Source organism: Kitasatospora phosalacinea, assembly GCF_030268885.1.
In the GTDB taxonomy this organism is placed as follows: domain Bacteria; phylum Actinomycetota; class Actinomycetes; order Streptomycetales; family Streptomycetaceae; genus Kitasatospora; species Kitasatospora phosalacinea_C.
In genome coordinates, this window is sequence record NZ_BSSA01000007.1 from 206063 (window position 1) to 221168 (window position 15106).

A 15106-nucleotide genomic window follows, 5' to 3' on the forward strand; every position below is an offset into this window, starting at 1 on the left:
GAATTCCTGGGAATCCTGAGCGTTCAGTCGGAACGTGCGTCGTCGCGCCCCCGCCGATCGGAGGGGGCGTGCGGTGGGACAATCGGGGGGAGCGACCCGCGTGATGAAGGAGTGGTGGGAGTGAGCGACCGGTCCGACGGCCCCGGTGACGTCCTGGTCCGCGTCGGCGGCATCGTGTTCGGCGTCGGCATGCTGTCGGTGATCGCCGTCTTCGTGCCGTACGTCTTCGACCTGACCAGGCTGCCCTCGTTCGCCTACTGGATGGCGATGCTGATGCCGCTGGGCCTGCTGGTCGCGCTGGGCGGGCTGTTCGCCGACGCCCGGGCCAACACCCGGCGGCGGCGCGCCCGGGAGGCGGCCGCCGCGGGCTGAGCCGGGCGGGTCAGGCCAGGTGCCCGGCCAGCCAGGCGGGGAACTCGGTGAGGTCGCGCAGCACCGCGTCCGCCCCGGCCGCGGCGAGCTCGGCGGCGCCGTACGGGCCGGTGGCCACGCCGACCGCGACGGCGTCGGCGGCCCGGGCGCCCCGGATGTCGCCCAGGTGGTCGCCGACGTAGACGTCCGCGCCGTGCGCGCGCAGCGCCTCGCCCTTGGTCTCCGCCCACAGGTCGCCGACCAGGGCGTCCACCTCCAGGCCGATGCCGTCCAGGTGGCGGCGGGCGTTCGGCTCCCACTTGCCGGTGATCACCAGCACCCGGCCGCCGACCGCCCGGACCGCGGCCACCGCGGCCAGCGCCCCGGGCAGCTCCAGCGTCGGCGCGATGGCGTGCTCCACGTACAGCTCGCGATAGCGGTCGGCGACGGCCTCCAGGCGCTCCGGCGGGTACCAGTTGGCCAGCTCCTGCACCAGCGGGGGGCCGAGTCGGCTGACCACCAGGTCGGAGTCGATGACGGTGCCGGTCTCGGCGGCCAGCACGTCGTAGGTGGCCTTGATGCCGGGGCGGGTGTCGAGGAGCGTCATGTCGAGGTCGAAGCCGACGGTGAGAGCCATGCCGCCAGCCTAGCCAGCGGGGTTTCCGGCCGGAAAAGCCGGGCGCAAAGCCGCAATGCGGACATACTGGCCGGAGCTGCGCCGCACCCCCGCCCGCGGGTCCGGCCGGACGCGCACCACCGGGCCTCCGGGCCTCCGGGCCTCCGGGCCGCCGTCCGCCCGGACGCGTCGGCGGACCCTCCGGCGGTGCAGCAGCCGTCCGCCCCCTGCCGCCGGAGGTCCCAGGTGCCACCCCCGCCGCTCTCCCGCCGGGCCGCCCTCGCCGGGCTCGGCGCCGCCCTGCTGGCCGGGTGCGGCCCGCGCGTGCTGCCCGCGGGCCCGCCGCTGCCCGGGGCCGCCGACGCCACGGGCGCCGCGACGCCCGTCACCCCCAGCACCGGCCCGCGCCCCGACGTCACCGTCCCCGCCGCGGACGGACCGGTCGCCGTGCCCGGCGGGGCGGTGCGGGTGGTCACCCTGGACACCGCCGAGCTCGACTCCGCGATGACCCTCGGCATCACCCCGGTCGGCGCCGCCAAGGCCCCGCTGGACCCCGCCCTGCCCGCCTACTGGCCCGCCTCCCGGCTGGCCGCCGTCACCGTGGTCGGCGACGTCGGGGCCGTCCCCGACACCGCGGCGATCACCGCCCTGCGACCGCAGCTGATCCTCACCAACCTGGCCCGCGACGCCGCGCACACCGCGGCGCTGCGGGAGGTCGCCCCGACCGTGACCAGCCGGACCACCGGCGCGCCCTGGAAGGAGAACTTCCTCCTGCACGCCGCCACCCTGGACCGGCACGAACAGGCCGCCGCCGTGGTCGCCGCGTACGGGCGCCACGTCGACCAGGCCCGCAACGCGCTGTCCTCCTCCGGGACGGCCGGGCAGCGGATCAGCCTGGTCCGCTTCGTCGAGGGCTCCCCCGCCGTCCGGCTGTACGCCCGGCAGAACTTCCCCGGCAGCGTCCTGGCCGACCTGGGCCTCCCCCGCCCCGACCCGCAGAACGCCGACCGCTTCGACGTCGAGACCGCCCCCGACCAACTCGCCGCCGCCGACGGCGACCTCCTGCTGTACGCCGGCTACGGCGACCCCGACCGCAACGGCCTGAACGCCGCCCTCGCCTCCCCCGCCTGGCGGGCCCTGGGCGCCGTCCGCGCCCACCGGGCCTTCCCGGTCGACGACCAGCTGTGGTTCCAGGGCATCGGCTACACCGGCGCGCACTTCCTGATCGCCGAACTGCTGCACGTCCTCGGCGCGAGCTGAACCCCGCCCCGGCGGCGCCCGTCCCGTCCGCGTCGCGGGGACGCCGCGGCCGATCCCCCGTCAGGTGGCGCGCCGTCAGCCCTTGCGGCGGCGCAGCGTCACCGCCAGCACGAACAGCGCCGACAGCACGGCCGCGACCCGCAGCACGCCCGGCGCGGCCGCCCAGGTCACCGCGCCCGCGTCGGTGCCGGGGGACAGCTGGCTGCCCCAACGTCCCTTCTCCCGGCCCCAGTTCCACACCGTCAGGCCGGTCACCGTGATCAGCGGGATGCCCAGCACCGCGAACTTCTTCATCAGGTCGGTCCAGCCCTGCGACAGGTACGCCGCCGCCCAGCCGAGCAGCATCGCCAGCAGCGTGCCCGTCGCCGCCCCGCCCAGCAGCAGGGCCGCGCCGAGCAGCAGCAGCGGCGCGGGCTTGCGGGCCCCGCCCGCCGCGGGAACCGGTGCGGGCCCGGGGGCGGTCTTCGGCGTGCCGAACAGCACCGCCAGGACCGTCCGGCCCAGCCCCCGCCGCTCGTCCGCGGGCTCCGGCGCGGGTTCCGGCGCCGCCTCCGGCTCGGGGTCGGGTTCCGGCGCGGGCTCGGGCTCGGGCTCCGGCAGGTCGTCGTACGTGACGGTCCATCCGGGCTGGACCGCGCCGAGCCCCGGGCCGTCCGGGTCCTCCGAGTACGCGAAGGCCCGCTCGACCTCGGCCGGGGAGGACATCGCGGGCGGCCGCGGCCGGCCCGGACCGACCGCCGGGTCCTTCGAGGGCTTCGGGGGCTCCGGGGCCTTCGAGGGCGCCGGGGGCGCCGGGGGCGCCGGGGGCGCCGGGGGCGGCGAGTCCGCCGCCTGCCGCGGCAGGTACACGCTCTCCCCGCCGTCCGCCCCGTCCGCCGATCCGTCCTCGCGCCACCACGAGCCGCCCGCCATCGCCCCGCCACCCGCCCTCACGTCCACGAACCCGCCGCCCCCGAGACGGTACCCACCCGCGCCCTCCCGAAGCGAGCCCCGCCCGTCCCCCGCCCCGACGTCCCGTCACCCCTGCTGCCGCTGCTGCGCGGAGCCGGACGGCTGCGGGGGGTACTGCGTCGACGAGCCGGAGGAGCGCCGCTTCGACGCCCCGGTGGCCGCCGTCACCGCGCTCGGCGCGGGCGTCCGGCGGGCCCTGGAGCGCGTCCTCGCCGAGCCGCCGGACGCCTGGGAGCGGCACGCCGCCACTGGGCGCGGGCGCCGGTTCACCCCGAGTTCCGCCGCCGTTCTGGGCCGCGACGGGAGGCGTTGACTAGTCTGGACCGGATGACCGCACCGCAGAGCGCGCCGCGCGCCACCCGCGCCACCGCACCCCGCACCCTGGCCGAGGAACTCCGCGGCCGGGGCGACGAGGCCGTCGCCGCGCTGCTCCGGGCCCGCCCCGACCTGCTGAACCCGGTGCCGACCGACCTGACCCAGCTGTCCGCGCGGCTCTCCAGCCGGGCGTCCGTGCTGCGCGCCCTGGAGCGGCTCGACCGGTTCACCCTGCAGGTCGCCGAGGCGCTCGCCGCCGCTCCCGAGGGCGCCTCCGACACCACCGTGCGCAACCTGCTGACCGGGCCCGCCCGGGTCAAGCCGCACCCCGGCGCCGAGCCCGTCGACCGGGCCGCCGTGGCCGCCGCCCTGCCCGCCGCGCTCGACCGGCTGCGCGAGCAGGCCCTGCTGTGGGGCCCGGACTCCGCGCTGCGCCTGGTGCTCGCCGTCCGCGAGGCGCTCGCCCCGAGCGCCCTCAACCCCGGCCGCACCGGCCTCGGCCCGACCTTCGCCGAGGCCACCACCGGCATGTCGCCCGCCCGCCTGCAGCAGCTGCTCGCCGGCACCGGGCTGCCGCCCACCCCCGACCCGGTCACCGCCGTCGCCGCGCTCACCGCCCTGCTCGGCGACCGCAAGCGCCTGGGCGCCCTGCTCGACCAGGCCCCGCCCGCCGCCCACGGCCTGCTGGAGCGCCTGGTCTGGGGCCCGCCCACCGGCACCGTCCCGGACGCCGCCCGGCAGGTCACCGCCGACCAGGCGCACAGCCCCGTCGAGTGGCTGCTCGCCCGCGGCCTGCTGCTGCCCTCCAGCCCCACCTCGGTCGTGCTGCCCCGCGAGCTCGCCCTGCACCTGCGCGGCGGGCGCACCCACCGCGGCGTCGACCCCGTCCCGCCCGCCGTCGCCCCGGTCGTCGGGCGCGACCCCGCCACCACCGACCGCACCGCCGCCGGGCAGGCCGCCACCGCCGTCCGCACCGTCGAGGAGCTCCTGGAGTCCTGGAGCCTCACCCCGCCGCCCACCCTGCGGGCCGGGGGCCTGGGCGTGCGCGACCTCAAGCGCACCGCCGCCCTGCTGGAGTGCTCGGAGGGCGACGCCGCGTTCTGGATCGAACTCGCCCACACCGCGGGCCTGCTCGCCCCCGACGGCGAGGTCGACGAGGCCTGGGCCCCCACCCCCGCGTACGACCAGTGGCTCCAGCAGGACACCGCCGAACGCTGGACCCTGCTCGCCCGCGCCTGGCTCGCCGCCACCCGGGTCGGCCGCCTGACCGGCACCCCCGACGGCAAGGGCCGCCCGCGCGCCGTGCTCGGCCCCGAACTCGACCGCACCCTCGCGCCGTCCGTGCGCCGCGCCGTCCTCGCCCGGCTCGCCGAGCTCCCGCCCGGCACCGCCGCGTCCGCCGACGCCCTGCTGCCCGTCCTGCGCTGGCACCGTCCGCTGCGCGGCGGGCCCACCGGCCCGGACGGCCAGGACCTGCGCGACCAGCTCACCGGCTGGACGCTGCACGAGGCCGAACTGCTCGGCGCCACCGGCCGCGGCGCCCTCGCGGCCCCCGTCCGGGCGCTGCTCGACGGCGCCGACCCGACGCCCGTCCTCGCGCCGCTGCTGCCCGAACCGCTCGACCACGTCATCCTGCAGCCCGACCTCACCGCGATCGCCCCCGGCCCGCTGCTCACCCCGCTCGCCCAGGCCCTCGCCCTCGCCGCCGACATCGAGTCCAAGGGCGGTGCGACCGTCTACCGCTTCACCCCCGAGTCGGTGCGCCGCGCCCTCGACGCCGGGCGCACCGCCGCCGACCTGCAGGCGTTCCTCGCCCAGCACTCCCGCACGCCCGTCCCGCAGCCGCTCGCCTACCTGATCGACGACGTCGCCCGCCGCCACGGCATCCTCCGGGTCGGCGCCGCCTCCTCCTACCTGCGCTGCGACGACCCCCGCCTGCTCGACGAGGTCCTCGCCGACCGGCGCGCCGCCGAACTGCGGCTGCGCCTGCTCGCCCCCACCGTCCTCGCCGCCCAGGCCGGGCCGGAGACCCTGCTCGCCGTCCTGCGCACCATGGGCTACGCGCCCGCCGCGGAGTCCGCCGAGGGCGACGTGGTCATCACCCGCCCCGACAGCCGCCGCACTCCGCCCCGCACCCCGCCGCTGCCCGTCCCGGACGGCCCCGCCCGCCCCGACGACGCCCTGCTCACCGCCGCCGTCCGCGCCATCCGGGCCGGTGACCGGGCCGCCACCGCCGTCCGCAAGGACCAGGTCGCGGGCCCCGCCTCCCGCGCCAGCGCGACCGTGCCCCGCACCGCCTCCGCCGACACCCTCGCCGCCCTGCAGACCGCCGTCCTGCTCGGCGAACGGATGTGGATCGGCTACATCAACGCGGAGGGCCTCTCCTCCCAGCGCGTGATCGACCCCGTCAAGGTCGAGGGGGGCTTCGTCACCGCCTACGACCACCTCTCCGACGAGGTCCGCACCTTCGCCCTGCACCGGATCACCGGCGTCGCCGAGGTCGAGGAGTAGCGCCCCGCGACGTCGGGGCGCGCAACGGGCCGCGCCCCCGACGTCGGGTCCGTCCGCGCCTACTTGCCCGCGGCCTGCTTCGCGTCCTCTTCCGCCTTCTGCTTCTTCGCCTCGTCCACGATCGCGTGCGGGTCCGGCATCTTCGGCTCGACGCCCGTCAGCAGGCCGGTGCCGGTGAAGGCGACGGTGCCGATCAGACCGCCGGGCTGGCCGATGTCGGCGACCTGGTCGAGGGCCATGGCCTCGGTGTCGGCGGCGTGGGCGGGCGCCGCCCCGAGGGCGGTGGCGAGGGCCGCGCCGGAGAGCGCCAGGCCGGCCAGGAATCGGTTGGGCTTGATCATGCCCTGTCCAACGAGCGAGCGCGGTGCGGGTCACTGGTGCGGCGGACCGGCTTCCGCTTCGGCGGGCGCCGGAGCCGTCCGGGGACCGGCGGTTAGACTGCGGAACGACCGGGGGTGGTTGGGTCCACCCGTGCGACCGGGCCGCGTCGGCCCCCGACAGGACCGAAGCCGTGACCACTACCTCCGCTCTGCAGCCCCCCGCCGCCCGTGGGGCGGCGGCCCGCGCGTCCGGGGTCCGGCTGTCCTCGCGCCGGGCCCGCACCGTGCTGCTGACCCTGCTGTGCTTCGCCGCCTGCCTGGCGCTGGGCGTCCAGCAGTGGACCTCGCTCCAGCTGGGCGGCTTCGACCTGGGCATCTTCGACCAGGGCGTGCGCGGCTACGCGCACTTCGGGCTGCCGGTGTCGACGCTGAAGAGCGTGCACCACGAGTTCCCGCCGGGGTTCTCGCTGCTGGGCGACCACTTCTCGCCGGTGCTGGCGCTGATGGCCCCGCTGTACTGGGTGTGGGACGACCCGCGGATGCTGCTGGTCGGCCAGGCGGCGCTGTTCGCGGCGGGCGTCCCGCTGGTGCGCCGGATCGCCACCCGGGCGTTCGCGGACGCGGACCAGGGGGTCCGCACCCGGGTGCGGGACGTCGCGGCGCTGGTGTACGCGCTGGGCTGGCCGCTGCTGATCTCCTCCCGGAGCGGTTTCCACGAGGTGGGGTTCGCCGTCCCGCTGTTCCTGCTGCTGTTCGAGCGGGCGGGGGCCCGGCGCTGGGGTGGGGCCGCGCTCGCGGCGCTGCTGCTGTGCGCGACCAAGGAGGACGTCGGCCTGGCGGTCGGCGCGTACGGCGCGGTGCTGCTGTGGCGCGAGCGCGGCGGCGCGGACCGGCGGGCGAAGCTGCTGGGCTGGGCGCTGCTGCTGGGCGGCCCGCTGTCCAGCGCGGTCGAGATCTCCTACCTGATCCCGGCGATGGGCGGCGTCCCCGGCTACTACTGGAACTACGAGCAGCTCGGCGCGGACGGCGGCGAGGCGCTGCGGCACGTGCTGGGCAACCCCTGGCTGCTGGTCGAGTCGGCGTTCTCCAGCCCGTTGAAGCCGATGCTGCTGGGCTGGCTGGTGCTCACCACGGCCGCCCTCCCGCTGCGCTCGGGCACCGTCCTCGTCGCGCTGCCGCTGCTGGCCGAGCGGGTGTTCTCCGACAACCCGAACCACTGGTCGATCGCCCGGCACTACGACGCCTTCCTGTGGCCGGTCCTGGTGACCGCCGCGATCGAGGCGCTGGGCGTGCTGTGGTCCCGCGGCAGGCACGCGCAGGCCCGCCGCCTGGGCGCCACCGCCGCCGTCCTGTCGCTGGCCGCGTCCGCCGCGCTCGGCCTGTACCACCTGGCCGTCCCGTACGAGTGGCAGCCGAAGGCCCCCACCGCGGCGCTGGCCCGGGCCGCGAAGCTCATCCCGGACGGCGCCACCGTCGAGGCCGACAACCAGATCGCGCCGCGCCTGACCAACCGCACGGAGGTGGTGCTGGCCGACGGCACCCCGCGCGGCCAGGAGTACGTCATCCTCCGCTACACCCAGCGCGCCTTCCCGTTCCAGCGCGACCCCGAGCAGGCCGAGTACCGCGCCCTGCTGCTGGCCCACGGCTACCAGGAGCTCTTCGACCAGGACGGCGTCACCCTGCTGCACCGCACCGGCACCACCCCCGTCCCCGGCACCCACCTCCCCGGCCCGGGCTCCACCCCGTACGAGGAGGTCATACCCCCGGACGTCGGCCACAACTTCTTCCTCGGCTGACCACCGCCCCGGCCCACCGCCCCGCCCACCGCCCGCGGCCCGGTCAGCGCCCGCGGCCCGGTCAGCGCTCGCGGCTGAGCGCCTTGGCCGCGGCGCCCGCCACCGCGGTGGCCAGCACCCAGCCGGCGACGGTGAGGGCGAGGGCGACGGCCTCGCCGGTGCGGACCGGCCGCGGCGAAGTAGGCGGTGCCGGCGGCGAGCAGTCCGACGAGCCAGAGCAGGGCCCGGGCCGGGCGGTAGGCGCGCCACAGGCGCCGCTCGGTGTCGCTCCAGCCCCGCGGCGGCCGTTCCCCCATGCCCTGCCCCTCCCCTGGGTCCCCGTCCGGTCCGATCATCGGGGTGCGGTGGCCGTCCGCTCAAGACCGCCCGGCCCGGCTGCCGGGCCGATGCGGCACACTGGAGGTTTGGCCCGCGCGGAAGGGGATGCACAGGCGTGGACGGACCGCTGATCGTGCAGAGCGACAAGACGCTGCTGTTGGAGATCGACCACCCGCGGGCGGCGGAGTGCCGCCGGGCGATCGCGCCGTTCGCCGAACTGGAGCGGGCGCCGGAGCACGTGCACACGTACCGGGTGACGCCGCTGGGGCTGTGGAACGCGCGGGCCGCGGGGCACGACGCGGAGCAGGTGGTGGACGCGCTGGTGGAGTACTCGCGCTACCCGGTGCCGCACGCCCTGCTGGTGGACGTCGCGGACACCATGGCGCGCTACGGGCGGCTGCAGCTGCAGAAGCACCCGGTGCACGGGCTGGTGCTGACCACCACCGACCGGCCGGTGCTGGAGGAGGTGCTGCGCTCGAAGAAGATCACCCCGCTGGTGGGGGCCCGGATCGACCCGGACACGGTGCTGGTGCACCCCTCGGAGCGCGGGCAGATCAAGCAGGTGCTGCTCAAGCTGGGCTGGCCCGCCGAGGACCACGCCGGGTACGTGGACGGCGAGGCGCACCCGATCGACCTGCGGGAGGACGGCTGGCAGCTGCGCCCGTACCAGCGGCACGCGGTGGACGGCTTCTGGCACGGCGGCTCCGGCGTGGTCGTGCTGCCGTGCGGCGCGGGCAAGACGCTGGTGGGCGCGGCGGCGATGGCGGAGGCCAAGTCGACCACGCTGATCCTGGTGACGAACACCGTCTCGGCCCGGCAGTGGAAGCACGAGCTGGTCAGGCGGACCTCGCTGACCGAGGACGAGATCGGCGAGTACAGCGGCACCCGCAAGGAGATCCGCCCGGTCACCATCGCCACGTACCAGGTGATGACGACCAAGCGGAAGGGCGTGTACGCGCACCTGGAGCTGTTCGACGCCCGCAACTGGGGCCTGGTGGTGTACGACGAGGTGCACCTGCTGCCCGCGCCGGTGTTCAAGTTCACCGCCGACCTGCAGGCCCGCCGCCGGCTCGGCCTGACCGCGACGCTGGTGCGCGAGGACGGCCGGGAGGGCGACGTGTTCTCGCTGATCGGCCCGAAGCGGTTCGACGCCCCGTGGAAGGAGATCGAGGCGCAGGGCTACATCGCGCCCGCCGACTGCTGCGAGGTCCGGGTGACGCTGACCGACTCGGAGCGGCTGGCGTACGCGACGGCCGAGCCGGAGGAGAAGTACCGGTTCTGCTCGACCACGGCGACCAAGCGCCGGGTGGTGGAGCGGCTGGTGGAGAAGCACGCGGGCGACCAGACCCTGGTGATCGGCCAGTACATCGACCAGTTGGACGAGCTGGGCGAGGCGCTCGGCGCCCCGGTGATCAAGGGCGAGACCTCGAACGCGCAGCGGGAGAAGCTGTTCGACGCGTTCCGGTCGAAGGAGATCAGCGTGCTGGTGGTCTCGAAGGTCGCGAACTTCTCGATCGACCTGCCGGAGGCCACCGTCGCGATCCAGGTCTCGGGCACCTTCGGCTCCCGCCAGGAGGAGGCCCAGCGGCTGGGCCGGGTGCTGCGCCCGAAGGCGGACGGGCACGCGGCGCACTTCTACTCGGTGGTCGCCCGGGACACCGTCGACCAGGACTTCGCGGCGCACCGCCAGCGCTTCCTGGCGGAGCAGGGCTACGCGTACCGGATCGTCGACGCCGACGACCTGTAGCGGTCGGTCAGAGCTTGACGCCGTCGCGCCCGAGGAACAGGACGCGCGCGGCGGTGTCGAGCACGATGCCGACGTTGCGGACGGCGTTGGCCACGGGGTGGCGGCGGCGCTCCTCCGCGGGGTGCGCGCCGTGGACGGCGCGGGCGGCCTTGGCCTGCGGGTTCACTCGTTCGGTGGTCATGTCTCCACGGTAGGTTCACGGACCCGGCGAACACATCAGCCGAAAGACCCGAGCCTGCGGTGGCGCGCCTCGTCCTGCGGGTGTACGGCCCCCCTACCCCGGGACCGGGGGAACCCGGAGGAAAGGATTCGCCCCCGGACGGCGCCGGGTCTAGGATCGTCCGTCTGCCCCTCCCGAACCGTGGTGCCAGCTCCTCCGGCAGCCGTGGGAGTACCGGCCGCTCGGCAACCGGCCGGTGTCCTTTCACCGTGAGCCCAGACGAGTCCGCCGCCCCCGTGCCGGGCGGCCGGGAAGGTCCGCCGTGCACTCCCCCGCCCCCACCGACACGCTCGCCGCCGACACCGATCCGCTCGGCCGCGAACGCTCCCACCTCGCCGCCTCCCGGGCCGCCCTGACCGCGATGCGCGAGGACGTCGAGGCACTCGACCTGCGCGACGTGGCGGGCACCTGGGTGTCCGCCCAGGTGCTGCAGAAGCAGATCGACGAGCGGATCAAGGCCCTCGCCGACCTCTCCCACACCCCGCTGTTCTTCGGCCGCCTCGACTACCTGCACGCGATCAGCGAGGCCGCGTCCGAGGGCAGCGGCGGCGAGCGCTTCTACATCGGCCGCCGCCACGTGCACGACGCCGACGGCGACCCGATGGTGATCGACTGGCGCGCCCCGGTCTCCCAGCCCTTCTACCGGGCCAGCCGCGCCGAGCCGATGGACGTCGCCAAGCGCCGCCGCTTCGGCTACACCGGCGGCGAACTGACCGCCTACGAGGACGAGAACCTCTCCGACCCGGACGAGGCCGACACGCGCTCCGCCCTGCTCGCCGCCGAGATCGAGAAGCCCCGCGTCGGCCCGATGCGCGACATCGTCGCCACCATCCAGCCCGAGCAGGACGAGATCGTCCGCGCCGACGTCACCGGCACCATCTGCGTCCAGGGCGCCCCCGGCACCGGCAAGACCGCCGTCGGCCTGCACCGCGTCGCCTACCTGCTGTACGCGCACCGCGAGCGCCTGGCCCGCACCGGCACCCTGGTGGTCGGCCCGAACCGCTCCTTCCTCCGGTACATCGAGCAGGTGCTGCCCGCCCTGGGCGAGTTGGACGTCGCCCAGGCCACCGTGCAGGAACTCGTCGGCCACGTCGAGGTCCGCGGCACCGACAGCGCCGGAACCGCCCGGATCAAGGGCGACGCCCGGATGGCCCGCGTCCTGCGCAACGCCGTCCGCGCCGGGATCACCCTGCCCACCGAGCCCTGCGTGGTCGTCCGCGGCTCCCGCCGCTGGCGGGTTCCGGCGTACGAACTCGAAGAGATCGTCCGCGAGTTGATGGACCGCGACATCCGCTACGGCGCCGCCCTGGAGGCCCTCCCGCAGCGCATCGCGCACGCCGTCCTGGTCAAGATGGAGCAGGGCGGCGAGGCCCCCGACGACCGGGTGCAGGACGCGGTCGCCCGCAACGCCGCGGTCAAGGCCACCGTCAGGGCCTGCTGGCCCGCCGTCGACCCGGTCAAGCTGGTGCACCGACTGCTCAGCGACGCCGAGTTCCTGGCCGCCGCCGCCGACGGCCTGCTCGACGCCGAGGAACAGGCCGCCCTGCTGTGGGCCAAGCCCCCGCGCAGCGCCCGCACCGCGCCCTGGTCCGCCGCCGACGCCGTCCTGATCGACGAGGCCGCCGACCTGGTGCACCGCACCCCCTCGCTCGGCCACGTGGTCGTCGACGAGGCCCAGGACCTCTCCCCCATGCAGTACCGGGCCGTCGGCCGCCGCTGCACCACCGGCTCCGCGACCGTCCTCGGCGACCTCGCCCAGGGCACCACCCCGTGGGCCACCGGCAGTTGGCAGGAGGCCCTGCACCACCTCGGCAAGGAGGGCGCCCACGTCGAGGAGCTCACCCAGGGCTTCCGCGTCCCCGGCGAGGTCATCGCCTACGCCTCCCGCCTCCTCCCCGCGATCGCCCCCGGCCTGGCCCCCGCCACCTCCGTCCGCGACCTGCCCGGCTCGCTCGTCCTCCGGCACGTCCCGGACGGGCTGGACGACGCCGTGCTGGACGCCTGCCGCGACGCCCTCCGGCACGAGGGCTCGGTCGGCCTGATCGCCGCCGACGCCCGCGTCCCGGCCCTCGCCTCCGCACTCACCGCCGCGGGGCTGCCCCACCTCGCCCCCGGCACCGAGACCACCGCCGACGCCCGCCTCACCCTCGTCCCGGCCTCCCTCGCCAAGGGCCTCGAGTACGACCACGTCGTCCTCGACGAACCCGCCGCGATCGTCGCTGGCGAACCCGACCACCGCACCGGCCTGCGCCGCCTCTACGTCTCCCTGACCCGCGCGGTCTCCGGCCTGACGGTCCTCCACGCCCAACCCCTGCCGGCCGAGCTGGACTGAGCCGAGAGAACGCGCAACCGGGGGCGCGGGGCGAACTGCCACGCCGGACCCTGCACGAGCAGGGGCGCGGGGAACTGCGCGGCCAGGTGAGCACGCACAGCCGGATCGCGACGCAGGATGATCACTTGCACCATCTCGCGACCCCGCTGACGTGCGACTCCCGAAGCGCGCAGTTCCCCGCGCCCCTGTCTGCACCATCCCGCCCGCGCCCCTGTCGGTGCGCGCGTCCGGTCTCGGCTCAGGTGCCGATGAGCTCGCGCCACTGCGCGACCTTCGCCGGGTCGACCGCACCCGCCCAGCCGCCCTCGCGGACCGCGCCGCCGATGTGGAAGGCGTCGAGGCCCGCGGCGCGGAGCTCGGGGACGTGCTCGGTGCGCAGGCCGCCGCCGACCAGGATCTGCTGGCGGTAGCCGGGCTCCCCGGACTTGGCGAGTTCGCCGAGCAGGACCTCGCGCCCGGCGTCGACGCCCGCCGCCGCGCCGGAGGTGAGGAAGGTGTCGAGGCCGGGGAGGTCGGCCACCGCGGCGCGGACCTCGGAGCGGTCGGCGCTGTGGTCGATGGCCCGGTGGAAGGTCCAGCGGCAGCCGGCGACGGCGTCGGCGACCGCCCGGGTCGCGGCGAGGTCGACCGCGCCGTCGGGGGTGAGGAAGCCGAGCACGAACTCCTCGGCGCCCTCGGCCCGCAGGGCGGCGGTGCGGGCGAGCAGGTCCTCGAGGTCGCCGGGGGTGAAGCCGTCGCGGATGCGGAGCATGACGCGCAGCGGGAGGTCGACGGCGGCGCGGATCGCGGCGAAGTCCGCGACCGAGGGGGTGAGTCCGTCGGCGGCCATGTCGGTGACCAGTTCGAGGCGGTCGGCGCCGGCCGATTCGGCGGCCCGGGCGTCCTGGGGGGTCAGCGCGATGACTTCGAACATTGGTCTAGACATATCCGATAGCCTGCCACATCGGCAGGCCCCGGGCGAGCCCCCACCGCCGTTCGGCCCCGGTTCCTCCCCCGTTCGCGTCCCGCTCGCGCCCCGTTCGTCCTGCTCGTCCCGCTCGTCCCGCTAGGCGGCCCCCGCCCGTCCGACCTGACGGGTCGCCAGGGCCTGCCCGGTCAGCAGCAGGCCCGTCGCACCGGCCACCGCCAGGGGCGCCAGCCGCCACACCCCGCCGACCTGCTCCCAGAGGCTGAACAGGCTAAACCAGGCGGTCAGCGGCAGCACGGCCAGGCCGAGCGCCGCGGGCAGCAGCCGTCCGCGGGCGGCGCACAGGAGCAGCAGCAGCGGGGCGAGCAGGAGCAGCAGCGGCGTCCACCCGTCCATCAGGTGCCAGCTGTCGTAGCCGCCCTGAGCCCTCGTCACCAGCAGACCGGTGCCCGCGCCGATCGCGACCGGCAGGCGGCCGGGGCGTTCCAGCAGGTCGGCGGGGGCGGCCAGGATCAGGGCGCCCGCGGCGAGGTAGGGCAGCAGGGCGGTGGCGTCCAGGAGCAGCAGCCAGACGTTGGCCTCGGTGAGCCAGGGGCCCTCGGGGGCGACGTTGGCGGTCAGCAGCCGGATGCCGAGCCGGACGGCGGCCAGCAGCACGACCGTCCCGGCCAGCGTGCGGACCGCCCGCCAGGCGCCGAGGGCGGCGGCGACGGCCAGCAGGGCGGGGACGACGGTCAGGCCGAGCAGGGCGAGGCGGTCGGGCAGCTGCTGCCACGGGACGTCGAACCCGGAGCGGGCCGCGTCGGCGACCCGCCAGTAGCGGGTGTCGCCGGGCAGCGCGACGAGTCCGCACAGGGTGCCGGCCAGCAGCGGGGCGGCGGCGGCGAGCAGGCGGCCGCCGAGCGCGGTGGAGGTGAGCCCGGTGCGCAGCCGCAGGCCGTACGCGGCGAGGTCGAGCGCCTCCCGGGCGGTGCCGAGGCGGCCGGCCCCGGCGGTGGTGTCGGCGAACACCTCGGCGAGTTCGGCGCCCCGGTCGCGGCGGTAGCGGGACGGGTAGAGCGCGAGGACGGCGCGCAGCGCGACGCCGCCGCGGTGCCCACCGGGTGCGACGGTGCTCATGCGGTGGCCCCCCGGGGCGCGGCGGCGCCGCCGAGGCGGCGCTGGGCCTCGGCGGCGACGGAGCGGAGGCGTTCGGCCTCGGCGGCGAGCAGGTCGCGCCCGTCGCCGGTGAGGGCGTACGTGCGGCGGGCCCGGCCGTCGACGACCTCCTCGGCGGCGACCTCGATCAGGCCCTGCTGGAGCAGCCGGTCGAGCGCGCCGTACAGGGTGCCGGTGCGCATCTTCACCCGCCCCCCGGAGATCGCGTCGACCTCCTGGATCAGCGCGTACCCGTGCCGGGGGGCGTCCGCGAGGGCGGTGAGCAGCAGCAGGGTGGGTTCCTGCAGGGCGCGTTCGGTCATGC

General features: G+C 76.5%; 14 protein-coding genes. 7 read left to right on the top strand and 7 right to left on the bottom strand.

Going from position 1 to position 15106, the window contains the following annotated elements; genetic code table 11:
• Positions 1 to 120: 120 nt before the first annotated feature.
• Positions 121 to 372: a hypothetical protein gene (locus QSK52_RS13355; RefSeq protein WP_285736211.1), complete on the top strand. Its 252-nt coding sequence runs from the start codon at positions 121 to 123 to the stop codon at positions 370 to 372.
• 10 nt (positions 373 to 382) lie between these two features.
• On the opposite strand, the gene QSK52_RS13360 is transcribed toward QSK52_RS13355, so the two are convergent.
• Entirely contained in the window at positions 383 to 988 is a 606-nt protein-coding gene (locus QSK52_RS13360; protein ID WP_285736212.1) for an HAD family hydrolase, read from the bottom strand.
• Positions 989 to 1213: 225 nt separating this feature from the next.
• On the opposite strand from QSK52_RS13360, the gene QSK52_RS13365 reads away from it, so the two are divergent.
• Complete coding sequence (locus tag QSK52_RS13365) at positions 1214 to 2227, top strand: ABC transporter substrate-binding protein (protein WP_285736213.1); 1014 nt, start codon at positions 1214 to 1216, stop codon at positions 2225 to 2227.
• 75 nt (positions 2228 to 2302) lie between these two features.
• Here the strand turns inward: QSK52_RS13365 and QSK52_RS13370 are convergent, their stop codons facing one another.
• Positions 2303 to 3166, bottom strand: a complete 864-nt coding sequence (locus QSK52_RS13370; RefSeq protein ID WP_285736214.1) for a hypothetical protein — start codon at positions 3164 to 3166, stop codon at positions 2303 to 2305.
• A 166-nt stretch (positions 3167 to 3332) separates the two neighbouring features.
• Here QSK52_RS13370 and QSK52_RS13375 point away from each other — a divergent pair, with 166 nt between their 5' ends.
• Positions 3333 to 3491, top strand: a complete 159-nt coding sequence (locus tag QSK52_RS13375) for a hypothetical protein (RefSeq protein WP_285736215.1) — start codon at positions 3333 to 3335, stop codon at positions 3489 to 3491.
• Between the two features lie 14 nt (positions 3492 to 3505).
• Positions 3506 to 6004, top strand: coding sequence for a helicase-associated domain-containing protein (locus QSK52_RS13380; protein ID WP_285736216.1), 2499 nt, complete (start codon positions 3506 to 3508; stop codon positions 6002 to 6004).
• Between the two features lie 59 nt (positions 6005 to 6063).
• Here QSK52_RS13380 and QSK52_RS13385 read toward each other — a convergent pair whose 3' ends face one another.
• Positions 6064 to 6345, bottom strand: a complete 282-nt coding sequence (locus QSK52_RS13385; protein WP_033250540.1) for a hypothetical protein — start codon at positions 6343 to 6345, stop codon at positions 6064 to 6066.
• A gap of 170 nt (positions 6346 to 6515) precedes the next feature.
• Between QSK52_RS13385 and QSK52_RS13390 the strand changes: the two genes are divergently transcribed.
• Both QSK52_RS13390 and QSK52_RS13395 read left to right on the top strand, forming a co-directional pair.
• Positions 6516 to 8120, top strand: a complete 1605-nt coding sequence (locus QSK52_RS13390; protein ID WP_285736217.1) for a DUF2079 domain-containing protein — start codon at positions 6516 to 6518, stop codon at positions 8118 to 8120.
• Between the two features lie 433 nt (positions 8121 to 8553).
• Positions 8554 to 10185, top strand: a complete 1632-nt coding sequence (locus QSK52_RS13395; protein WP_285736218.1) for a DNA repair helicase XPB — start codon at positions 8554 to 8556, stop codon at positions 10183 to 10185.
• A 7-nt stretch (positions 10186 to 10192) separates the two neighbouring features.
• On the opposite strand, the gene QSK52_RS13400 is transcribed toward QSK52_RS13395, so the two are convergent.
• Positions 10193 to 10366: a hypothetical protein gene (locus QSK52_RS13400; protein WP_285736219.1), complete on the bottom strand. Its 174-nt coding sequence runs from the start codon at positions 10364 to 10366 to the stop codon at positions 10193 to 10195.
• A gap of 301 nt (positions 10367 to 10667) precedes the next feature.
• Here QSK52_RS13400 and QSK52_RS13405 point away from each other — a divergent pair, with 301 nt between their 5' ends.
• Positions 10668 to 12737 (top strand): HelD family protein, encoded by a 2070-nt coding sequence (locus tag QSK52_RS13405; protein ID WP_285736220.1) that lies wholly within the window; start codon positions 10668 to 10670, stop codon positions 12735 to 12737.
• Positions 12738 to 12975: 238 nt separating this feature from the next.
• Here the strand turns inward: QSK52_RS13405 and QSK52_RS13410 are convergent, their stop codons facing one another.
• The 3 genes from QSK52_RS13410 to QSK52_RS13420 form a co-directional block, all read right to left on the bottom strand.
• Positions 12976 to 13650 carry a copper homeostasis protein CutC gene (locus QSK52_RS13410; protein WP_435053236.1) on the bottom strand — a complete coding sequence of 225 codons (675 nt, stop codon included), beginning with the start codon at positions 13648 to 13650 and terminating at the stop codon, positions 12976 to 12978.
• Between the two features lie 132 nt (positions 13651 to 13782).
• Positions 13783 to 14763 (bottom strand): hypothetical protein, encoded by a 981-nt coding sequence (locus QSK52_RS13415; RefSeq protein ID WP_285736222.1) that lies wholly within the window; start codon positions 14761 to 14763, stop codon positions 13783 to 13785.
• The gene (locus QSK52_RS13420) at positions 14760 to 15104 is read right to left on the bottom strand and encodes a PadR family transcriptional regulator (protein WP_285736223.1); all 345 of its coding nucleotides are present in this window, start codon (positions 15102 to 15104) and stop codon (positions 14760 to 14762) included. Before QSK52_RS13420 ends, QSK52_RS13415 begins: the two co-directional genes overlap by 4 nt.
• Between the last annotated feature and the right edge of the window lie 2 nt (positions 15105 to 15106).